The sequence below is a fragment of the Commensalibacter communis genome, from assembly GCF_947179015.1.
Taxonomy (GTDB): domain Bacteria; phylum Pseudomonadota; class Alphaproteobacteria; order Acetobacterales; family Acetobacteraceae; genus Commensalibacter; species Commensalibacter communis.
Window position 1 is genome coordinate 28,483 of record NZ_CAMXCM010000005.1, and the last position, 22,511, is coordinate 50,993.

The following is a 22,511-nucleotide window of genomic DNA, read 5'->3' on the forward strand; positions in this document are numbered from 1 at the left end:
ATGATTTTAAAAAGTAAATATAACTGGGAAAAAATTACCTATCTATAAAATAATGTGAAACAACAATATAAAACCGCAGTTAGCAATTTTTTCCATAGAATAATGAATACATGTTTCTTTAAAAATTACATGGTAATCCTCTCTTTTATTCCCGACATAAAAACAGTAAACTTCACTGATCAATATTTTACTGACAAAGACAGGATCAACAGATGCAATCTACTCGTATTCCCGCCACCATTATTTCTGGTTTTCTAGGTGCAGGAAAAACCACATTGTTGCGTTCTTTAATGGAAAAAACAACGCATAAAAGAATAGCGATTATTGTGAATGAATTTGGCTCCTTGGGCATTGATGGGGATATTTTAAAAAATTGTGGTGTTCCTGGCTGCACCGAAGATAACATCGTGGAATTGGCAAATGGGTGTATTTGTTGCACAGTCGCCGATGAGTTTTTGCCAACGATGGAGGCTTTACTTGACCGTAAAGATCCACCAGAACATATTATCATTGAAACCTCTGGCTTGGCATTGCCAAAACCATTAATCAAAGCCTTTAATTGGCCTAGCATTAAAACCAGAATGACTGTTGATGGGGTTGTGACTTTGGTTGATTCACCAGCGGTATTGTCTGGACAATTTGCAGATGATCCTGATGCCGTGGCACAGCAACGGGCGGCTGATCCTTCTTTGGATCACGATAATCCTTTGCATGAAGTGTTTGAAGATCAACTTTGTTCTGCTGATTTGGTTATTTTAAATAAAATAGACTTAATTACGCCAGAACAAGCCCAACAATTAACGCAAGATATTCAAAAAGAAATCCCTAAAGCGGTTAAGATTATCCAAGCATCGAATGGACAAGTTGATCCAGAAATTATTTTGGGCATTTATGCTGGCGCAGAAGATGATTTACAGTCTCGTCCATCACACCATGATGGGGAGGGCGAAGATCATGAGCATGATGATTTCACAAGCTTTGTCGTGACGATCCCAACTGCGGATAATCCAGAAAGTCTTGTGCAAAAATTAATCCAAGTTGCAAATACGCATGATATTTTACGTATCAAAGGCTATGTGAATATTGCGAATAAACCCATGCGTTTAGAAATCCATGGTGTAGGTCAGCGTTTTAATTACCATTTTGATCGCGCATGGCGTGCGGATGAAAGCCGTGAGAGTAAGTTGATTATCATTGGCGAAACGGGGATCGATCAAGAGGCGATTCAGGCTGCGTTGCAATAAATTAATATCCTAAAAATTATATGATAAAATGTATAACTATAGAGTTATCCATATGGATTTTGAAGAAAATGCTTAATCATTCTTTTCCGTTTTTAGCTTTTTTAACGGTATCAATTGGTTTTTGTTCTCTTGTTGTTGCATATACTCAAATGAAAATAGCTTGTGCAAAAACAAGGCTAGATTTGTATGAAAGACGCTTTGGTATTTATGTGTCAGCATTAAATTGTTATCAAGCATGCTCCAAAGAACAATCTGAGGAAATACTCAGGTGTCAATATGAGTTAATAAAATCATGTCGAGAATCACAATTTCTTTTCAAGAGAAATGATAGTATTCATAAAATTTTATCCGAAATGCTAGATTATACTAATCAAATCGGAAGTTATGTAAGTCGTGTAAAAAAATATGAATCCTTAAATTCAGCCTATCTAGAAATTGAACTGAAAAGATATAAAAAATTAACGGATGATGCAAAGGCTGTGTTTCAGAAAAAACTTTTCGAACTTGAAGATAAAATAAAACCATATATTCAATTTGAGAATATTCAAGGTTGGACATTTTTCTAAACGAATTACTCATTATTTTAAAAGAGACCCCTAATGCATTTACTGGTTCGTGAAATTAAAACTTTGGATGAGCAAGCGCCCGCTGAGGATTTGCAACACGAGCCAGCGGATATTTTGTTTTTATCTTTTTCAGACAGTGATCTGACTATTATGGCGCATTGTTTGAAAAAGCCTCAGTTTCAAAATACTTCCATTCGATTGGTGCCTTTAAAGCGGCTTCGTCATCCAATGTCGGTGGATATTTATGTTGAAGAGACCTTAAAAAAAACAAAATTTGTGATCCTTCGGCTGTTAGGTGGCATTGAATATTGGCGCTATGGCACCGAGGAAGTGGTTGCCACTTGTAAAGCTCATCACATCCCTTTACTGGTTCTTTCCGGTGAAGGATATGATGATCCAAAATTAGATAGGCTTTGCACGCTTCCTCCTTTATTATTAGCGCAATATAAAAGCTTTTTTTATGAAGGTGGTGTTGATAATTTTACGCATATCTTGCAGCTGACAACACATTATATTGTACAAAAATCCTATCAAGCTGATCCTGAAAATTTACCAATGGTTGGTGAATATTCCTTTTTGTTGCCCGAAAAAGAAAATCAGCCAACTGTCATTATTGTATTTTATCGCACGCATTTATTGGCCGATAATATTCAGCCCATTGCTGCATTGGCTGCTCAGCTTGCCGAGAAAAATGTAACTATTAAAGGGGTTTATATTTCTTCTTTAAAAGATCCAATGGTTTCTTGCTGGGTTGCAGATTTTTTTCTTAAAACCAACCCAAAAGTCATCGTTAATGCGACTTATTTCTCTATTCAACAAGATGCAGAATTCTCACTTTTCAAACAAACAAACGTGCCTGTTTTGCAAGTTTTACAACCAGGAAATACAAAAGAATTATGGGAAAGTAGCTTTCGTGGTTTGTCTCAAACGGATCTTGCGATGCAGGTCGTATTGCCAGAGTTGGATGGAAAGTTATTAACGACAGCTATTGGGTTCAAAAAAGAGACAAACGATCAAATCCAGTATGAACCTTATTCTGCAGGAATTGAACTGGCTGCTGATCGTGTGATGGGATGGGTGAACCTTGCCACGAAAGCAAACAAAGATAAAAAAATAGCGTTATTCTTATCCAATTATCCTGGTGTTGGTGGACAAGAAGGACATGCGGTGGGATTGGATAGTTTTGCCAGCTTGTACTATATTTTACAATGGTTAAAAGAGGAAGAATATGAGCTTTCCGAGCCTATTCTTTCGATCACCGAGTTAACCGATAGTTTATGCCAAAAAGCAGCTTCTGTTATTTTAACGATTGATAAGTATAAACAACTTTTTTCTGAACTTCCTATAGCGTTTCAAGACGCCGTTTTAAACGCTTGGCCTCTGATCGAAGATGATGAAAACGTTCAAGATGGGTGCTTTACATTACGTTATTTTACCCTTGGGAATGTTGTCATTGCTATTCAACCTGAACGTGCCACATTAACCGATCATAAAATTTTATATCATGATCCAGATACGCCACCATCACATGGATATATAGCCACTTACTTATGGTTGCGACACAAGCAGCAGATTGATGCAATGATTCATCTTGGCACGCATGGAACGATGGAGTGGTTGCCTGGCAAAGCAACTGCTTTATCGGAGAATTGCGCGCCTGCTGCTTTATTGCGTGGGTTGCCAGTGATTTATCCTTTTATTGTCAATAATCCAGGTGAAGCTGCATGTGCAAAAAGACGACTGGGTGCTGTGACGATTGGTCATTTAACGCCTCCAGTGAATAAAGCGATGTTAAGTGGCGAGGCAGCGGAATTAGAACGGCTAATTGACGATTATGCCGAGGCGGATGGATTGGATCGCAGACGCAGTCAGCTTCTTATTGGTGCAATTTTAGATAAGGCGGAAACTTGCGGGTTACTAAGTGAAACTGGCATTAACCGTCAAGAAACTGGCGATGAAATTGCGCTAAGCCATCTTGATGCCTATTTATGCGATGTGAAAGATTTACAGATCAGAGAAGGCTTGCATATTTTTGGCATGCCTCCAGTCAAAAAAGATCAGCTTTTAGAAAACATCAAAGCCTATGCGCCTGATAAAATTCATGAACTTGAACGAAAACTTGACCAATGTGCAGAGCAAGAAAAATCGGCTCTGTTAAACACGTTATCAGGGCAGTTTATAGCACCAGGCCCTGCGGGCGCGCCAACACGTGGACGGTTGGATGTTTTACCAACAGGGCGTAATTTATACACAGTTGATCCACGATCTATTCCCACTCAAACAGCCTATTTGTTGGCGCAAAAAGCAGCCGAACAATTATTGCTGCGTTATATGCAAGAAAATGGCGATCATTTGCGTTATCTTGTGATTGATTTATGGGGAAGCACGAACCTTAGAACTGGTGGTGAAGACCTTGCTTTGGCTTATATTTTGATGGGTGCCAAACCGTTATGGGATTCAACGTCAGGCAGAGTGCATGCTATAGAGATTATTCCTTTGCCAGAGATGGATCGACCGCGTGTAGATGTAACTTTGCGAATTTCAGGTTTTTTTAGAGATGCATTCGAAGCACAAATTAATAATTTTGATCAAACCGTTGAAGCAATTGCAAAACGAGAAGAACCTGCGGAATGGAACCCCTTGGCGGGTCTTTACCAAACGACACCCGATCAAGATAAACATCATGTATTAACGCGTATCTATGGTACGGCTAAGGGTACTTATGGCACAGGAATTGAGCAACCTTTAACGATTGGCAATTGGCAAGAGAAAAAAGAGCTTGGTGAATCATGGTTAAAGAACTCTGCCTATGCTTATGGTCGAGATAAAGCGGGGGAATATAACCAAGAAGGGCTTTCTGATCGATTAAAAACGACGCAAGCCTTTTTCCATAGTCAAGATCATGCTGAAATTGATTTATTAGATAGTCCTGATTATGCCGCTCACGAAGGGGGATTTGCAGCCGCAGCCGAGCTGTTTAATAATCGGCCAGCTTTATATCACGCTGATACTTCCAAAGCAGAAACCCCTAAAATCCGATTGTTGGTGGAAGAGGTCAATCGTATTACACGAGGGCGCGTTGCTAATCCTGTTTGGATTAACTTTATGATGAAGCATCATTATCGAGGGGCTGCGGAAATAGCACGTTCAGTCGATGCTTTATTTGGTTTTGCAGCAACGTTATCCCACCGTTTTGATCAACAGTTTAATTTGGTTTTTGAAGCAACGTTGGGCAATGAAACGGTTAATTATTTTTTAGACCAAGCCAATACAGAAGCTAAAAAATCCATACAAAATCGTTTTAAAGAAGCACGAGATCGTGGGTTATGGCATCCACGTTCAAACAGTGTGGCAATGATCTTGGATGAAGAATAAGACATGAATCATATTCGTCGAGGATGGTGTCCTTCTTTGTATAGGCCAATGGAAACAGGTGATGGTTTCCTATGTAGGATTAAACCTTTTTTTTCCTCAATTACCAGCGAACAAGCAAAGATTATTGCGGAATTATCTGAACAATACGGGAATGGATATATAAACCTTTCCCAAAAAGGGAATTTACAATTACGTGGCTTTACACGTCAGAATATTGATCTTGCTATCCCTCGGATTATCAAAGCACATTTGGGATCAAATGATGCGATGATGGAGGAAAAGCGCAATATTATGATCTCGCCGTTGTGGGATATTGATCCCTCTCGGAATCCAGAAGCCTATGCCATTGCGGTTGAATTACACACAGCATTGCAAGATCATCCAGATATTCACCCTTTAACAGGAAAATTTAGTTTTCTGATTGATGGTCGGGAGCATTACGGACTACAAAACATTTGCGCAGATGTGAATATTCGATTTTATGAGGAGCATTGGATTATTCAACTTGGGCAGAACAAACAAGTTATACAATGTTCACGCAAAGACTTAGTCAAAATCATCTTAGAAATCATACAATTTTGCAGGGATCATCAGTTAAAACGTTTGTTAAACCCAGACAATGCTCAACTTTATTTACAGCAACTATCCTATCCAACCATTAAGTATATAAATATTCACCAACATATTACTTTACCAATTGGTTCGCCTCAGCTTTCTGCAACATCAATCGTCCATTTAGGGGTTCCTTTTGGATTGTTGAAGGCAAGTCAGTTATTACATCTGGCAGCTATAGCCGATCAATATGGAAATAAAACTCTTCGCTTTACACCATGGCGTAGCATTATTTTACCTCATTGTTCTCCAGAGGCTTTGTCTGCTCTTTCTGATTTCATCATTACCCAAGACGATCCCAGATTGTATATGACAACATGTCCAGGAAAACCATTTTGTATACAAGGACAACAAGAAACGATGGACGCTGTTTCTTCTTTGGTTCCAATTTGGAAAAATCAGAAAAGCATGATTCATATATCTGGCTGCGCCAAAGGCTGTGCTTCACCTCAAATTAATCCTGTTACGCTCTGTGCGACGAAAGAAGGATATAATCTGATCTTTAATGGTAAAGCCGATCAAGAAACGTCTTATCAAAATCTCAAATTGACAGAAATTATCAATTTGCTACAAACAGAATTTCTTTCTTCTCATTAAGAAAAGCAGTTATTGATGTCTTTATATGACTATATCCATGATGGCCAAGCAATTTATAAGCAATCTTTTGCAACGATTCGTCGTGAAGCTAATCTATCCAAATTTACAGAAGATCAAGCGAGGATTGCTGTGCGGATTATTCATGCCTGTGGTCGTATTGAAATCACGGAACAACTTATATTTCATCCAGAGGTTATTACCGCGACAGAGAATGCTTTACAGCAAGGCAAACCGATTTTTTGTGATGCAGAGATGGTGTCGCATGGAATTACGAAACGGCGATTATCTAAAAATAATGAAATTATCTGCACATTAAACCACCCTGATACGCCAATGCTGGCACAAACTTTACAAAATACGCGTTCTGCGGCTGCGATTCATTTATGGGGAGATGCTTTGGAAGGCGCGGTGGTCGTGATCGGAAATGCCCCAACGACCTTATTTCATCTTATTAATCTTTTGGAAGCAAAGAAAATCCCATATCCTGCGGCGATTATTGGTGTTCCTGTTGGCTTTGTGGGGGCAATGGAATCAAAAGAAGCTTTGGCAGAATGGGGAAAAATTCCCTATTTAATCGTTAAAGGCCGTCAAGGGGGCAGCGCGATGGCGGTAGCTGCGATTAATGCATTGGCACAGAAACAGGAAATATAAGGGGATGAGTGGGCATTTATATATTCTGGGCATGGGGCCAGGCGATCCTGAGTTGGTAACACGGAAGTCAGAACGAATTTTACGACAGACCACGCTTTATGCCTATTTTGCTAAAAAAGGTGAGGTGGGTCACGCGAGAAAAATTGCGGATGATATGCTTAGTTCACATCATCAAGAATTGCGTTTTGAATACCCAATCACGACCGAAATTCCTCATCAAAGTGATGAATACAAGCAAACTATTTCATTATTCTACGATCAGTCAGCAAAAACGATCGAGCAATATCTACAAAAAAATCAAGATGTTGTGTTGTTATGTGAAGGCGATCCTTTGCTATATGGCTCAGCTATGTATATTTTAGAACGATTACAGCCCAATTATACGACGCATATTGTCCCAGGTATTACAGCGATGAGTGGATGTTGGAGCGCGGCTCAATTACCGATCGTGAAATATGAACAGACGCTCACTGTTTTGCCTGCGACATTACCTTTGGAAGAGCTTATTGCTAAACTTCGTCTTTGTAATGCGGCTGTGATTATGAAAATGGGACGTAATTTATCCAAAGTAAAACAAGCCTTACAAGAAACAGGTTTAATTGATAAAGCCATTTATATTGAGCGCGGCACTCAAGCTGCAGAGAAAATGATGCCTCTAACACACTACACAGAACTTAAAGCGCCGTATTTCTCTTTAATTTTGATTGCTGGATCTTAACGCTGATGAGTGGACATATTTATATTATTGGTCTAGGTCCTGGGGATCAAAATTTACTAACCATTGAGGTTGCTACTCTGTTGCCAAATTTAACCGATTTAGTTGGATATGGTCCTTATGTGCAACGTGTTCAGGTGCCTGATACTATTCGTAAACATAGCTCTGACAATCGTGAAGAATTAGACCGTGCGCGTCATGCATTATTATTGGCACAGCAAGGGCATCGTGTTGGTGTAGTATCCTCTGGCGATGCAGGCGTTTTTGCGATGGCCAGTGCTGTTTTTGAAGCGATTGACCATGGTGATCCATCGTTTAAAGAAACCGAAGTGACGGTTTTACCTGGCATTTCTGCTATGTTTGCAGCAGCTTCTCGACTTGGTGCGCCATTAGGACATGATTTTTGTGCGATTTCGTTGTCGGATAATCTAAAGCCTTGGGAAGTTATTCTCAAACGTCTCAGATTGGCTGCTCAGGCTGATTTTGTCATTGCGCTTTATAATGCAGTGTCTAAAGCACGTCCTTGGCAGTTAGATACGGCTTTTGAGTTGTTAAGAGAAGAATTGCCCTTGGATATTCCTGTAGCATTTTGTCAGGCTATTTCCAGAGAAAATGAGCATATTGAAATTACCAATTTGAAAGATGCCAAAGCCTCGATGGGGAATATGCAAACTCTTGTATTAATTGGCAGTCGATATAGCCAATTACTGACGACCCAACAAAAAACATGGTTTTATACGCCAAGATCAATAAAATGAGTTTCTATTTTATACAGGATAAAGCGTTTTTCTATCCTGTATAAATGTTGTTTTATTATTCTATGTTTTGTCTTTTATACACAACATAAGAAATAAACCAAGCGATGATAAATAATCCAATAATGGCATAGCCTAAATCATTAAAGTTACTTCCCAGCGCACTGATCCAATCCCAGAAAAACCCTGTTAATTCCAGTTGATCGGCCAGTAATCCCAAGGCTTCGACACCGCCAATAAAAATAGCGACAATAATTGAAACCAATGTAATGGACATATTATAGAATAATTTACGCATGGGTTTCACAAAAGCCCAATCATAGGCTTTGAGCATCATGATGCCATCAGATGTATCCACCAGAGACATTCCTGCGGCAAAAAGGACAGGAAAGACCAAAATCGATTCAATAGGAACGCCTTTGCTAGCTTGGGCTGCGGACACACCAAACATGGCTACTTCGGTTGCGGTATCAAAGCTGAGGCCAAATAATACCCCCAAAGGAAACATATGCCATCCTTTGGTTACCAGTTTAAACATTGGACGAAATAGTCGTGATAAGAAGCCACGATTATTTAATAAAAGATCCATATCTTCATCAATATAATTGCCGCCTGCTTTGACGCGTTTATAAGTTTTATAAATAGAGATAAAAATATAAATATTCATAATCGCAATAATCAGCAAAAAGGTCGATGAAACTAACGTTCCGATGATGGCTGAATATTTTTGAAAACTGCCAAAATTATTTAATGTATTGGCAGCAATCGCAACCAAGGCTGCGGCAATAAAAACGACGGTTGAATGTCCCATGGCAAAAAAGAAACCAACAGAGACAGGCCTTTGGTTCATTTGCATTAATTTTCGGGTGACATTATCAATCGCCGCGATATGATCGGCATCCACGGCATGTCGTAACCCGAGGCAGTAAATGGTTAAGGAGATGCCAAGTAAAGTCGGACTGTCATAAAAAGCGATAAATGCCCATACCCAAGCCCCAAGATTAATAATGGCCAAGATAATATAAATGGTGATGATGCGAGCTTTTAAATTCGGTGAGCTCTCATCAAAAAGTTGTTTAATAGCGGTAAACATGAAATATGCCTTACGGTAATGTTCATGTCATTATGAAAAGAAAAAAGAGGCAATAATGGCATCTTTTTATCCCATCGAGGCACCCCGCCCAATGGTTTCACGTTGACGAATGATGATGGCAGGTCTCCTGACTTCATAGTATACACATTATTTCGCCCTTCCCAGAATATATATTCCAGTGGGATTACAGAAATAACCAACTATTAACAGTTGCGGGGGCAGCTATAGATTTGCACTATATTCCCTATTATTCCAACGGAACCATCAAATGGGGTTATAGTCTTTATTATTTTAAAAGACTATAGGGATATTATGATTTTTTAGGGTTGTGATATGAATGAAATAGTTTGTTTTGAAGTAAGGATAGAATGATGACTTGCCAACCAACAATCAGGATAAGTATTGTAACATTGTTAGAGCTATCTAACTGAAATGGTTAGGAGCAGTAATTTTCCTGTGCATGAAGTGACTAAGAGTAAAATCAATTTATTGATTGATGACGATCAACCTAGCATGATTACAGCACAAGTTATTTATGATGTCACTCCACAATCAGATAATTCGAGTTTCACCTTTATTGGTTGGATTAAATATGATGTGGCAAACCATATCCTATGGAATAACTCAGCAAATTTAGATGAACATCCTGTAAAATTATCATTTAATCCGCAATATGCCGATGGTTTTGACCGATGTCGTAAATAGAAGAGTGGATGATGATAGATTATATATATTATTTAACTAAGCAAAGAGTTTACGCAAAAATTAATTATCAAAAGGAAGGGGATATTGACTATTATTATAGTGCAAATCTTTTAGAATATTGTTTTCCTGAGGAGTTAATGACATTAATTACTGAATATAATGGTATCGTTGAAGATATGGTCTTTTCGTCGCTTGATAGCATCGAAAAGAAAATTTATACTCAGTATGATTTGGTTTTATATAATAGTAAAATCAGAATATTTAACTTGTCTATTCCTCAAGATAATAAAATATATTTTTTCACTAAATATCCAACATCTCGAGGTTTTAGAGATCAATATTAAAATTTGTGATTAATAAATATTATTAAAAAATAATCTCGTCTATCTAAAATATTTTGATTTAAAAACTGGCCTTTCGAAAGCAGCTCGAGTAAGTCGTATGACTATTTCATTAGAAAGTTATTTTAAAGCAAACAATATTGTAAAAAAGATGAGCAGAACATTTACAAAGAAAAATTCTTTAATTTCTGTGATGCGATGCTTTGAAAATAGGATTTACCTGGTCACTATTCAAGGTAAATGAGTTTATCACAAGATGAGTTAAATTTCTTGCTGCGACTAACTAAATAAGAATAAGCAGGTTGATGTGATTTTATACATAATAATAACTAACGTTTGTTACTCTTATTTAAAAAATCGCTATTAACTATATTTACAGGAAACAATAGAAAAAGCCATTCCTAAGTTCGGATGGCTTTTTTGATGTATTAAATTGCTACGCTAGATATAATATCAGGTTGTAACATGTGATCTTATAATTTTACTTCATCAGGCAATGGTTTTCCTGCAAAGAATAATTCCAATGAATTTAATACTTTTTCTGCTATTTTTTTAGATGTTTCATAGGTTGCACCTGCGGAATGTGGAGCCATTACGATATTTGGCAGGTCTTTTAATGCTTGGGGAACATGTGGTTCATTAGCAAATACATCTAGTCCAGCACCCGCTATTTTCTTTTGCTGTAAACATTCGATCAACGCCTCTTCGTCAACGGTTACGCCACGACCAATATTAATTAAAAAGCCTCGTTCACCGATGGCTTCGATAATTTCTTTATTGACGGCTTTTCGAGAGTTATCGCCACCGCTGGCTGCTATAATCAAAATATCGGATTGTTTAGCTAACTCTAATAAAGATGGCACAAAATTCCACTGTACATCCGTGTGCTGATGACGGGCCGTATAGGAGACTTCGTTATCGAACGCAGCAATTCGTTGTGCAATAGCTCTGCCGATGGGTCCCATGCCCATAATGCCGATCTTTTTATTGGAAACAGAATTACCTTGATAAGGACACCGTTCATTTTCCCAACGCCCAGCACGGATAAATTGATCCCGTAACGTTAATTGACGTGCCACATCCAGTAATAAACCAATCGCCATGTCTGCAACGTCTTGTGTGGGGGCATTGGTCGCGATACTCAGTTTAATATTTCTTTGTTTAATGAGCTCTATGTTGACATTATCATACCCAACCCCATGAACTGTAATAAGTTTTAGCTTAGGTAATTGATCTAGCATTTCAGTCGGCGCGCCAATAACCCCATTCGTAATCACTGCTTCGACTTTGCTTAAAATATCAGCAGAAGGCAGGTCGTCGATATGAATATGATTGGTAAATTGTTGATTGATTTGTTCTTGGATAGATTTATTCATCGGAACAAGTTGTAAAATATTTGGTTTCATTATTCATTTGTCCTTAATCTATTAAACGGAATAAAATGTTCATGTTGAATGTTGGTTAATTATAGGCATATTATGAGCCTCTTTGTAAATTTAATTAAAAAGTATGTTAAATGTGATGATTCATTTTATTCTTGGTGGTGCTAAATCAGGAAAAAGCCAATATGCAGAAATACAAATGAAACAATATGTTCAACCCTGGATATATTTAGCAACGGGCAGAGCTTGGGATGATGAAATGAAACAAAAGATACAACATCATCAAGAGCGTAGAGGAACGGGATGGATTACTGTTGAAGAGCCTATTCAAATAGCAGATTATTTAAAGCAACCAAATCATGCGCCTATTTTAATAGATTGTTTAACATTATGGCTAACGAATTTAATGATGGATGAAAGAGATATAGAACAAGAAACCATACAGCTCGTTGACGCCTTGCAATCGTACGGTGGGGATATTTTTATCGTCAGTAACGAAGTTGGGCAAGGAATTGTTCCCGTTGAACCCATGGCAAGGGCTTTTCGGAATTATGCAGGGATATTACATCAAAAAATAGCCTCGATTGCGGAGGATTTTACGTTTATCGTGGCGGGCTATCCAATGAAGATAAAATCACAAGAGAGGGATATATAATGACAGATCATGATGCTGAGTTGCATAAAAAGAAAATGCAAAAGAGAAAAGAGTTACAAACAGAGCTTGTATCTTCTAAAATAGAAACCAAAGGGCTGGTAATGGTGCATACAGGTTCTGGAAAAGGGAAGTCGACAGCTGCTTTTGGATTGGTATTCAGAAATCTAGGCTATGGTCGTAAATGTGCCGTTATTCAGTTCATTAAAGCTCCAGAGTGGCAAACGGGTGAACGTAAAATGGGGGACAGGTTCCCCGATTTATTAGAATGGCATACGTTAGGCGAGGGCTTTACATGGGATACGCAAGATAAGCAAAAAGATATTGCCTCTTGTGCCAAAGCCTGGGATGTTGCGTTGAAATATTTGCAAGATGAAGAAATTGCATTGGTCGTCTTAGATGAGCTGAATATTGCATTACGGTATGATTATATTACAGTAGAAACTGTTCTTGAAGGATTGCGCAATCGTCCAGCAATGCAACATGTTGTGATTACGGGTCGCAATGCGAAACAAGCATTGATTGATGCAGCGGATTTAGTCACAGAAATGAATTTAGTCAAACATCATTTCGAAGCTGGTGTAAAAGCTCAAAAAGGAGTTGAATTTTAATGGCACGTGCCTTGATGTTCCAAGGAACAGGTTCCAGTGTTGGGAAATCGGTATTGGTTGCTGGAATTGCCAGAGCATTAAGGCGACGAGGCTTTAAGGTTTTACCTTTTAAGCCTCAAAACATGTCTAATAATGCTGCTGTCACCAAAGAAGGTGGTGAAATTGGACGTGCGCAAGCTTTACAAGCGATGGCTTGTGGTGTTGAACCCAGTGTGCATATGAATCCTGTTCTGTTAAAACCGCAAAGTCAAGTTGGTTCACAGATCATTGTTCAAGGTAAAGTGTGGGGGACAGCCAAAGCCCGAGAGTATCAAGCTATAAAATCTCAGCTAATGCCTTATGTATTAGAGAGCTTTGAAATCTTATCCCAACAAGCAGACATTGTCTTAATCGAAGGGGCAGGGTCTGCATCAGAAATCAATTTAAGAGAACATGATATTGCCAATATGGGGTTTGCTCAAGCCGTCAAAGCGCCTGTCTTTTTAATCGGGGATATTGATCGCGGGGGCGTTATTGCGAGCCTTATTGGTACACATGCAGTTTTATCACCAGATGATCTATCTTTAATTAAAGGATTTATTGTGAATAAAATGCGGGGTGATCCTTCTTTATTTACAGAAGCAATGGAATGGATCAGCCAACAGACGCAATGGAAAAATATTGGATTACTTCCTTATTTTCCTCAACTCAGTCAATTGCCAGCCGAAGATGCTGCAGATTTAAAATCTGTTACTCATCAAAAACAACAAGGCAAGCTCGTTATTTCTGTTTTACTTTTACCAACGATTTCAAATTTTGACGATTTTGATCCGTTAAAATATGAGGAAAACGTTCAATTAAATTTTGTAAAAGTAGGGGATGTTATTCCTAAAAGCTCGGATGTGATTATTATTCCTGGATCTAAAACAACAATTAATGATCTACAAGCTTTATATGAAACCGAATGGGACGTTGATATCAAAGCTCATGTAAGACAGGGCGGTTATGTGATGGGGATTTGTGGGGGATATCAAATGCTGGGCAGAGAGATTGTTGATCCACATGGTATCGAAGGGGAAGTGCCTCAGATTAAAGGATTAGAATTAATAAATATATCCACGAGATTAGAGCGTTCTAAAAAGTTAAATGAAGTGAAAGGCAAGCTTTTTATTGAGGGCATATATTGTTCAGGATATGAAATGCATTTAGGTACAACAGTCCATCATGGTGCCTACACCCCTTTTGCTAGATTAGAACAAGAAAAATTAGATGGGGTTATCTCAAGTAACGGTCGGGTCTTAGGAACTTACCTACATGGAATTTTTCACCATAATCAAGCACGTCAAGCTTTGTTGCATTATTTTGGTGTTTGCACGAGCAGTTGTGATTTTTTATCACAAATTGAAGATCATTTAGATCAGTGGGCCCAGCACATTGAACAGAATATAACTATAGAAACTTTATTACAATATAGTTAATGTAAAAAAAACCTCCCTAAATGATTAGAGAGGTCAAGTTAAGTAGTTAGGTAGTTAATAAAAGAGATTAAGTAAAGGAAATAGATGGTAATCTCTAAGTAGTCTGCAGTTATTGATTACTGGTATAAAAGCCAGTAAATGATAACCATGTTTATGTATATCCTTATTTTATGTAGTTTGGCAATAAGATTTTTTCGATAAAGAAGATAAAAAAGTTCATTATTTACAGTTTGTCAATAACTATTATATGGTATTAATTAATTATTTGTAATAATAAAATGTAATATTTATTAATGAAATCTTAATTACTTGATAAAAATATTAATTTTTAGTACTTATACTTTTGGTTAAGACATACAACGACAATAAAACAAATAAATAATATAAATTACAAGCTAATGAAAATAGTTTTAATGCATTTTTGAGATTCCTTTTACTTACTGTTTTTCTTCCTCTGCCTATCCAAGGGGTATTAATCACGGTATTTTGATATTGACGTGGCCCTGCAAGATAAATGGATAAACAAGTTGCCATAGCAGCTTCTGGCCATCCAGCGTTGGGTGAATTATGTTTTTTAGCTTCTTGAACAACAAATTGAAAATCAACGATTGGGTGTTTGCTGGCTGCTAAGATAATCCATAACGCCGAAAGTCTAGATGCTGGATAATTCACATAATCATCTGTTTTAGCAGCAGCATATCCAAAAAATAAATGTTTCTTGGTTTTATGTCCAATCATACTATCGGCTGTATTAATGGCTTTATAGGCAATAATCCCAGGTAATCCACCAACACCCCCCCAGAATATAGGGGCAGTAACACCATCTGAGAAATTTTCAGCAAGGCTTTCGATAGCAGCCCTGGCAATGCCTGATTGGTTTAATTGTTCAGTATTTCTGCCGACAATTTGGCTGACTGCATGACGGGCAAGGTTAATATCAGATTGGTCAAGTGCGTCTGCTACGTTTTGAACATGTTCGTGTAAAGAGCGTCTGGCAACAAAGATGCTGCCAATCATTCCAGAAATCAGATATGCAATTGGTTTTGGTAAATAGTTAAAGATGATTTTTTGCGAGAAATAACCTAAGATACTTGGAATGGTTACAGCCAACCCGAGAGCAATAAATCCCTTTCTTTTTTGTTGTTGAGGTGCCTCTGTGGGATGATTGAATTTTTTATCTAACAAACCAATCAAATTGCCTATCCACACAATGGGATGCGGAATTTTACTATAAATTTGTTTAGGGTCACCCCATATTGCGTCAATTAAAATAGCAATAGCCATTATTTTTAAATGGCGTAAAAGCAGTGTTTGGATAACATAAATAAATAGTTTTTTCATTAGCTCTGATATGACATGATGCAAAAAGTTCGATAGATGGACTATATCAGATTTTTATAAAAAGGATGCGTAAATCACAATGATTCATGGTGGTCAGTTACAAGAAGCTAAACAACAATTTCCTGACGCTGTGTTGCCTTGGATTGATTTGTCCACAGGGATTAATCCTTATGCTTATCCATTTTTATCAATTTCGACAGAACGTTGGACAGAATTACCGAGTGTTCACGATGAATTACAATTAAGAAAAATTGCAGCACACTGTTACGGGGCAGAGGATGAAAGTTATGTGATTGCAGCCCCTGGCACACAAATCCTGATCTCATTATTGCCTTATATCTTTAAGGCAAAGCAGGTTTGCGTTTTATGCCCGACTTATATGGAACATGTTAACTCTTGGCAGCAAGCAGGTATTCCAGCGCATCAAGTGGCTTCGTTAGGAGAATTGATGAAGTTTGCGTCACAAGATCAAGTGGTAGGAGTTATCTGTAATCCCAATAATCCTGATGGGCGATTATTTTCAAAGTCTCAGCTTCAAGATATTGCGAATTACTGGGCGCAGTTTAAGAATCATCTGATTATTGATGAAGCCTTCATGGATTTTGAAGGGGAGGGTGCAGGCAGTTTGCTACCTCATCCTGCATTGACGATACTACGCTCTTTTGGAAAAACATATGGATTGGCTGGGGTGCGTTTAGGGTTTTTATTATCTGACCTTGATCATATAGAAAGAGTGAGACAAATGTTAGGGCCTTGGGCTATCAGTGGGGCAGCTTTACAGATTGGATTACAAGCCTTGCAAGATCGATCTTGGTTTTTGCAGTCTCAACGTCAATTATCACTGCAAGCAAAACAGCTAGATCAACTTTTTCTAACGCATCAATGTCAAATTGTTGGAGGTACGCACTTATTTAGATTGATTGAATACCCAAAAGCACAAACATTATGGAAATATTTGGCCAGTCAAGGCATTTGGGTACGAAAGTTTGAATATAATGCACATTGGTTGCGCTTTGGTCTGCCTCATAAGCGACAATGGGATAGAGTTCAAAAAACGATTAGAGATTATTTTTCAGCAGGCTGATCCTGCAGGTACAGTTGCTGAACATCATGGGTCAAGGCTGCTCTGCTATTGGGGTTTGCATATAGCATATGACCGCCTTTATAGAGCTTTAAATTGATACGGTTTTGGTTAATAGGCATCTGATTGATAATCCATTGAGAAGAGGCAAAAGGACAAACTAAATCAAAATAACCATGTGCAATAAAGAGCTTCATTGATGGATTTAACGCCATTAATTTACGCAGAATAGGCATCCCACGGACGATAGAAAATCCATTATCTGTATAACTCCATTTACTATTCAAAGGCATGTTTAATAAATTATACGTTAAAGGGGTTGGAAACTTAAGCTCTTGTGCTGCATAGGTTGCAAACATGCCCCCATAAGCCTTGCCAAACCCTGATAAAACAGGCTCTGGGCTGTCTTCATTATTCGTCCCATCAGGATAAGGATCATTAATGGTCAGTGTATAATCATAAAGGCTGTGTAATTTTCCATCGCGGCTGCGAATGTCATGTGCAGATGGATCTAATACAGCTTTATGTTGCGCGATGATTTCTGTAGGCAATCCTGTTTTTTGGCTAAGTTCTTGATAGAAATTTTGTTGATCTGAAGTGGGAATCGGATTGATGATTTTTGCAAGATAGTCGTTCATCGCATAATGATAGGCTTCTTTGATTTTATCGTCTGTAAGTTGCTGTGTCTTTTCGAGGTGGCTGGCAATGTAAGAAGGCAAGATAAAAGCGTTTGCCATAGGATTATCGGATTGATCTAAAAAACCCATTTCTATGGCAGGAGAGATCATAATAATGCCTCTGACAAAAATATTTTGATTTTTTTGCAAATCATTGGCGACTAAAATAGATCGTAATCCACCATAACTTTCACCGACTAGCCAAACAGGTGGATCTTTTCGATCAGATTTGGATAAATAGAGTTGAATCACTTTGGCAAAAGTCTTGGCATCTTGTTTTGACGTGTAAAAATCTTTAGGTGCTTTGTCTGGGTCTGCGGAAAGACTATATCCTGTATCCACAGCGTCGATAAAAACCATATCCGTGAAAGGCAGCCAACTATCTTTATTGGCCTCTCTGATGGCATGGGCGCCATCTGTGGGATTATTTTGCGGAAAATTAATCACTTCTGGCCCTGCTGCCCCCAAATTTAAAAAAGAACTGCCTGCACCAGGTCCACCATTAAAAAAGAAAGAGATTGGGCGATTAGAATCTTTGACATTATTCATTGTGTAAGCGACAAAGAATAGTTTTGCGGTGATTTCTGCTTTGTCATTACGGATGAATAAAGTGCCTGCATGTGCTGTATAAGGAATGGTTTGATCTGCGAGGGTTAATTTATGATGTGTGATTGTGTCTTGGGGTAAGAGAGCAAAGCGATTTTGGGCAGTTTGCGTATCGGTATTTTCTACATAAGGTGTATTTTTCAAAGAAGATTTTGAAATGGTTTGTGCAAATGAGTTGAGGTTCAAAGATAATATCAAGGCACTGGTAAGACATGACGTGAAGAAAAGTTTTTTCATTGGATTAAGCTTACCTATGACAAGAACATTAAAGATTAGTAAAAATAATAATTGGAAATAATATCCTATCAGAATAAATCTAAAAAAATAGACAAATCGAGAATTATTGTTATGATAATAGTTTGTTACGATTTAATATGGTTTTAGAGGATTTGTTACAATAGTGCCTTATTGTCGCCTAAATTATAGACTTTTCTATGCACAAGTTCATTAAAGAATAAGGTATTTAAATTATGACAAAGACATCAAAAAAAGTTTTATTAACAGCAAGTTTATTTAGTGCGTTTATCGCAGTGGGTGCAGCTTCTCAAGCAAACGCTCAAAGTGCGTTGCAAAATTTACAACAAAGAGAAGATAACCTACACAATAAAATTACGGAACATAATAAAAATGTTCAAGATCGTATGCAAAAGCAACAAGAGCAAATAGATCGTTATAAAAATGCAGGTAAAGATCAAAGAGAACGTCTAGAAAATCAAAAAAAAGAATTTAAAGATAAACTCGAAGCTCAAAAGAAACAAAGACAAGAAGAGTTAGATCGCTATAAAGATCCATTAAAAGATCAAAAAAAACAATTTGAAGATAAGAAAAATCAGTTCAAAAAAGATATGCAAGATAGAAAAGAACAATCTTTGCAAAGACAAAAAGAACAACGCCAACAATGGAAAGACCTAAAAAACAACACAAAACGTGATGTAAAAGATCTATCAAGTCCTTTTGGTCGCTAGTTTAGCGGAAATAAAAGTTTAAAAACCTCATTTTTCTATTGAACAAATGAAGTTTTTAAATAAAGGTGATCTAGTATTCATTTCGAATTTTTGTTCTTATTCTATTTTATAAGGTAATTGTTTATGACAAAGTTATCAAAACATGCGATCCTTTTGGCTGGTGTTTTCAGTGCGTTCGTAACCATTAGCACTGTTTCTTCTCAGGCTCAAAGTCAAGCGCCATCTGCTACTCTTTCTGCAACACCACAGAAAATGCCTGCATTATCAGCAGAACAACAACAAGAAGTTGTGGCCGCTCAGGCAAAAGCACAAGCTGAGATGGATCGTTTTAATAAAATGACACCAGCAGAACAAAAAGCATACATGGAAAAAGCTCAAAAACAAGCGGATGAACAGTTTGATCGTATTTCAAAGAATTTAACACCAGAACAAAAAACAGCGCTTGAAGCAGCAAGAGTTAAGGCAAAAGCTGAAATGGAACGTTTTAATAAAATGACTCCAGAACAGAAAAAAGTCTATATGGAAAAAGCTAAACAGCAAATGGGTGTGCAGATCCAAAATATGACCCCAGCACAACAAAAATAAGTTAGTTAATTATTGAAATACAACTTATTATTAAGGCCTATATTAAATAGGCCTTTTTATATAAAGACTTGTGTCGTCTATATGAATAGATTGATGGAACAAATGGGTTCAATAGACGAGTTTTTATAGTAGCGATTGTTACTTTTAGTATGGATAGCTGATAGTATAATTAGCCTAGAGCAAGAAATAAACTCTTGAAACTACCAGAAATCAAAATAAAGCTTATATAAAGCGGTCTATGGTACAGCAGAGAAAAATTTATATAGATACTTTGAAAAGATAATATGTTCCGAAACAATATGATTATTTGCTTTTCAAACATTTACAGGCGTTGATATTGATAATTTATATATAAAAAACCATCTATAATTCTTTATAGATGGTTTTTTTGATAGGCTCTGAAATCTAACCGATTTTAAAGGCTAAATTTTTATTTTCTTCTTTTACGAGAGGAGCTTGCGCTACCTCTTGCAGCAGATGGTGCAGCAGCAGATGGTCTTCTTTTACCAGAACGTTCACCTTCTGATCTTCTGCGATCGCCACCACCACTTCTTTCTCTTCTTTCGCCTGTTTCAGCGCCTCTTTCACCTCTTTCTTTATCACGGCCTCTGCCGCCGCCATATCCTCCACGACCACTTCCGCCGCCATCTCTTCTACGGTCACCACCGCCACGGCCTTTATATCCGCCTTCTCTTCTTCCTTCAGAAGGAGCAGCAGGGGTGGACGGAGAGATTTGGACTTCATCATCTTTGATTCTTGAAATAGATTTGTTAAAGTCAGCGACTTTATCAGCAGCAATTTCAAATTTAGTTGCTCTGTCGGAAATACGAATAGAACCAATGTCTTTTTTCTGGATATTCGCAATTTTACAGAGCATTGGAATTAACCATTTTGGATCGGCATTATCACTGCGTCCTACTGGCATTTCATACCAGCTGCCTGATTCAAAAGAGTGTGAATCAGATCGACCATCGCGATCACGGCCTCTGCCATCTCTTGATCTTTCTCTGTCAGAACCAACAGAGCGTCTATTTTCAAGGGAAATAGGGGTGATTTCTTCTGGGTTAGGTATTGTAGTACGATATAAAGAAATAACAGTATTAGCCAAATCATTAATAGAAAATTTGGAAGTAAGTTGATCAATTAAGATTTGATCTTCACCAAGAACCTCTTTGCTGTTTAATAAAGAAGGATGATTTAACAAACGTTCGTTATCTTTTTCATGAATAGCAGTAATGCTTGGTGCTGTTTCCCAAGTAGCAGCCACTTTAGCCTTGCGTAATAATTGTTCAGCACGATTGCGTTGGCTGTTTGGAACGATTAATGCACAAACCCCCTTACGTCCAGCACGTCCAGTACGTCCAGAACGGTGAAGTAATGTTGCGTGGTTAGTTGGAAGACTTGCGTGGATAACCAAATCCAGTGTTGGCAAATCCAAACCACGAGCAGCAACGTCGGTTGCTACACAGACGCGAACTTGTCCTGTGCGTAGGCTTTTAATAGCTTGGGTACGTTCTTCTTGTCCTAAATCGCCAGACAATGCAGCGCAAGAAAATCCGCGTTCGATCAATGCAGATTGCATATGGCGGACTAATTCACGAGTTGCACAGAATACCATTGCTGTTGGACTATCGATGTAACGCAATAGGTTGACAACAGCATTATCGACTTCTTTAGGATGGGTAACAACAGCATGATATTCAATATCAATATGTTGAGCTGTTGAAACGGTATTAATACGAATTGCATTATTTTGATAGCGTTTTGCTAATGATTCAATTGCTTTATCAATGGTTGCAGAAAACAACAACGTTCTGTGTTCATTCGCACAAGCAGACAATAATTCTTCAAGCTCGTCACGGAAACCAAGATCAAGCATTTCATCTGCTTCATCCAAAACCATGACTTTTAAGTCAGACAAATCTAAATGGCGGCGACGAACATGGTCACATAAACGACCAGGCGTTCCAACAACGATATGGCAGCCACGCTCTAATGCAAAAGATTCTTTGCGAACATTCATTCCACCAATACAGGTAATAATTTTTGCATTTGTATCTGCATAGAGCCAAGTAAGCTCTTGATGAACTTGCAGCGCAAGTTCACGAGTAGGCGCAATAATAAGCGCCTGTGGTGCACTGGCTGCACTGAAATGTGTTTTGTTTCCCAAAAGAGTTGGGGCCATAGCAATACCATAAGCTACGGTTTTTCCTGATCCTGTTTGTGCAGAAACCAACAGATCTTGATGAGGATCTTGTTGTTCTAAAACAGCTTGCTGAACTGGGGTTAACGTTTTGTAACCTTTATTTTCAAGAGCTTGAGCAAGTGAGGAATTGATTTGTGTAAACGGCATCTAAAAATCCGATAAAGTTTATTTATTCTTAAAATTTAAGAAAAGAGAGACATAAGTGGATAAGTCACTATTGTAAAAGTGATGATCCAAGGAGAGGTGATCGTCAAATGCAAAGGCAGGATGATTGTGGGAGCAGTCAAATACATT

At 37.9% G+C, this 22,511-nt stretch carries 20 protein-coding genes and 1 riboswitch; of the genes, 15 read left to right on the plus strand and 5 right to left on the minus strand.

Features of this window, described 5'->3' with window-relative positions; all coding sequences use genetic code 11:
• The first annotated feature begins 212 nt into the window (after positions 1 to 212).
• From cobW to cobJ, 7 genes are all read left to right on the plus strand, one after another.
• The gene (cobW, locus tag PQG54_RS08840; protein WP_271790291.1) at positions 213 to 1,244 is read left to right on the plus strand and encodes a cobalamin biosynthesis protein CobW; all 1,032 of its coding nucleotides are present in this window, start codon (positions 213 to 215) and stop codon (positions 1,242 to 1,244) included.
• Between the two features lie 68 nt (positions 1,245 to 1,312).
• Positions 1,313 to 1,810 carry a hypothetical protein gene (locus PQG54_RS08845; protein ID WP_271790292.1) on the plus strand — a complete coding sequence of 166 codons (498 nt, stop codon included), beginning with the start codon at positions 1,313 to 1,315 and terminating at the stop codon, positions 1,808 to 1,810.
• A 33-nt stretch (positions 1,811 to 1,843) separates the two neighbouring features.
• A complete protein-coding gene (gene cobN, locus PQG54_RS08850; protein ID WP_271790293.1) occupies positions 1,844 to 5,185 on the plus strand; it encodes a cobaltochelatase subunit CobN in 3,342 nt (1,113 codons plus the stop codon).
• A gap of 3 nt (positions 5,186 to 5,188) precedes the next feature.
• Positions 5,189 to 6,394: a precorrin-3B synthase gene (cobG, locus tag PQG54_RS08855; protein ID WP_271790294.1), complete on the plus strand. Its 1,206-nt coding sequence runs from the start codon at positions 5,189 to 5,191 to the stop codon at positions 6,392 to 6,394.
• A 15-nt stretch (positions 6,395 to 6,409) separates the two neighbouring features.
• Positions 6,410 to 7,045, plus strand: coding sequence for a precorrin-8X methylmutase (locus tag PQG54_RS08860; protein ID WP_271790295.1), 636 nt, complete (start codon positions 6,410 to 6,412; stop codon positions 7,043 to 7,045).
• A gap of 4 nt (positions 7,046 to 7,049) precedes the next feature.
• Positions 7,050 to 7,763: a precorrin-2 C(20)-methyltransferase gene (locus PQG54_RS08865; RefSeq protein ID WP_271790296.1), complete on the plus strand. Its 714-nt coding sequence runs from the start codon at positions 7,050 to 7,052 to the stop codon at positions 7,761 to 7,763.
• Positions 7,764 to 7,768: 5 nt separating this feature from the next.
• On the plus strand, positions 7,769 to 8,518 hold the full coding sequence (cobJ, locus tag PQG54_RS08870) for a precorrin-3B C(17)-methyltransferase (RefSeq protein ID WP_271790297.1): 750 nt from the start codon (positions 7,769 to 7,771) through the stop codon (positions 8,516 to 8,518).
• Positions 8,519 to 8,573: 55 nt separating this feature from the next.
• On the opposite strand, the gene PQG54_RS08875 is transcribed toward cobJ, so the two are convergent.
• Positions 8,574 to 9,608, minus strand: coding sequence for a HoxN/HupN/NixA family nickel/cobalt transporter (locus PQG54_RS08875; RefSeq protein ID WP_271790298.1), 1,035 nt, complete (start codon positions 9,606 to 9,608; stop codon positions 8,574 to 8,576).
• A 100-nt stretch (positions 9,609 to 9,708) separates the two neighbouring features.
• Positions 9,709 to 9,889: riboswitch (cobalamin riboswitch) on the minus strand.
• Positions 9,890 to 10,040: 151 nt separating this feature from the next.
• Here PQG54_RS08875 and PQG54_RS08880 point away from each other — a divergent pair.
• Both PQG54_RS08880 and PQG54_RS08885 read left to right on the plus strand, forming a co-directional pair.
• Positions 10,041 to 10,313 (plus strand): hypothetical protein, encoded by a 273-nt coding sequence (locus PQG54_RS08880; RefSeq protein ID WP_271790299.1) that lies wholly within the window; start codon positions 10,041 to 10,043, stop codon positions 10,311 to 10,313.
• 8 nt (positions 10,314 to 10,321) lie between these two features.
• Complete coding sequence (locus PQG54_RS08885) at positions 10,322 to 10,657, plus strand: hypothetical protein (RefSeq protein ID WP_271790300.1); 336 nt, start codon at positions 10,322 to 10,324, stop codon at positions 10,655 to 10,657.
• A gap of 470 nt (positions 10,658 to 11,127) precedes the next feature.
• On the opposite strand, the gene PQG54_RS08890 is transcribed toward PQG54_RS08885, so the two are convergent.
• Positions 11,128 to 12,060: a 2-hydroxyacid dehydrogenase gene (locus PQG54_RS08890; RefSeq protein ID WP_271790301.1), complete on the minus strand. Its 933-nt coding sequence runs from the start codon at positions 12,058 to 12,060 to the stop codon at positions 11,128 to 11,130.
• Positions 12,061 to 12,175: 115 nt separating this feature from the next.
• Between PQG54_RS08890 and cobU the strand changes: the two genes are divergently transcribed.
• From cobU to PQG54_RS08905, 3 genes are read left to right on the plus strand one after another with little or no spacing between them, the layout of a single operon-like run.
• A complete protein-coding gene (gene cobU / locus PQG54_RS08895) occupies positions 12,176 to 12,691 on the plus strand; it encodes a bifunctional adenosylcobinamide kinase/adenosylcobinamide-phosphate guanylyltransferase (protein ID WP_271790378.1) in 516 nt (171 codons plus the stop codon).
• Positions 12,691 to 13,299, plus strand: a complete 609-nt coding sequence (gene cobO, locus PQG54_RS08900; protein WP_271790302.1) for a cob(I)yrinic acid a,c-diamide adenosyltransferase — start codon at positions 12,691 to 12,693, stop codon at positions 13,297 to 13,299. The genes cobU and cobO overlap by 1 nt, the downstream gene beginning before the upstream one ends.
• A gap of 14 nt (positions 13,300 to 13,313) precedes the next feature.
• Positions 13,314 to 14,756, plus strand: coding sequence for a cobyric acid synthase (locus tag PQG54_RS08905; RefSeq protein WP_271790379.1), 1,443 nt, complete (start codon positions 13,314 to 13,316; stop codon positions 14,754 to 14,756).
• A gap of 321 nt (positions 14,757 to 15,077) precedes the next feature.
• On the opposite strand, the gene cbiB is transcribed toward PQG54_RS08905, so the two are convergent.
• Entirely contained in the window at positions 15,078 to 16,097 is a 1,020-nt protein-coding gene (cbiB, locus tag PQG54_RS08910; protein ID WP_271790303.1) for an adenosylcobinamide-phosphate synthase CbiB, read from the minus strand.
• Between the two features lie 79 nt (positions 16,098 to 16,176).
• Between cbiB and cobD the strand changes: the two genes are divergently transcribed.
• A complete protein-coding gene (gene cobD, locus PQG54_RS08915; RefSeq protein ID WP_271790304.1) occupies positions 16,177 to 17,181 on the plus strand; it encodes a threonine-phosphate decarboxylase CobD in 1,005 nt (334 codons plus the stop codon).
• On the opposite strand, the gene PQG54_RS08920 is transcribed toward cobD, so the two are convergent.
• Positions 17,163 to 18,698 carry a S10 family peptidase gene (locus PQG54_RS08920; RefSeq protein WP_271790305.1) on the minus strand — a complete coding sequence of 512 codons (1,536 nt, stop codon included), beginning with the start codon at positions 18,696 to 18,698 and terminating at the stop codon, positions 17,163 to 17,165. The genes cobD and PQG54_RS08920 overlap by 19 nt on opposite strands.
• A 233-nt stretch (positions 18,699 to 18,931) precedes the next feature.
• Here PQG54_RS08920 and PQG54_RS08925 point away from each other — a divergent pair, with 233 nt between their 5' ends.
• Positions 18,932 to 19,426 (plus strand): BAR domain-containing protein, encoded by a 495-nt coding sequence (locus tag PQG54_RS08925; RefSeq protein WP_271790306.1) that lies wholly within the window; start codon positions 18,932 to 18,934, stop codon positions 19,424 to 19,426.
• Positions 19,427 to 19,549: 123 nt separating this feature from the next.
• Complete coding sequence (locus PQG54_RS08930) at positions 19,550 to 20,011, plus strand: hypothetical protein (protein ID WP_271790307.1); 462 nt, start codon at positions 19,550 to 19,552, stop codon at positions 20,009 to 20,011.
• 430 nt (positions 20,012 to 20,441) lie between these two features.
• On the opposite strand, the gene PQG54_RS08935 is transcribed toward PQG54_RS08930, so the two are convergent.
• Positions 20,442 to 22,364, minus strand: coding sequence for a DEAD/DEAH box helicase (locus PQG54_RS08935; protein ID WP_271790308.1), 1,923 nt, complete (start codon positions 22,362 to 22,364; stop codon positions 20,442 to 20,444).
• Between the last annotated feature and the right edge of the window lie 147 nt (positions 22,365 to 22,511).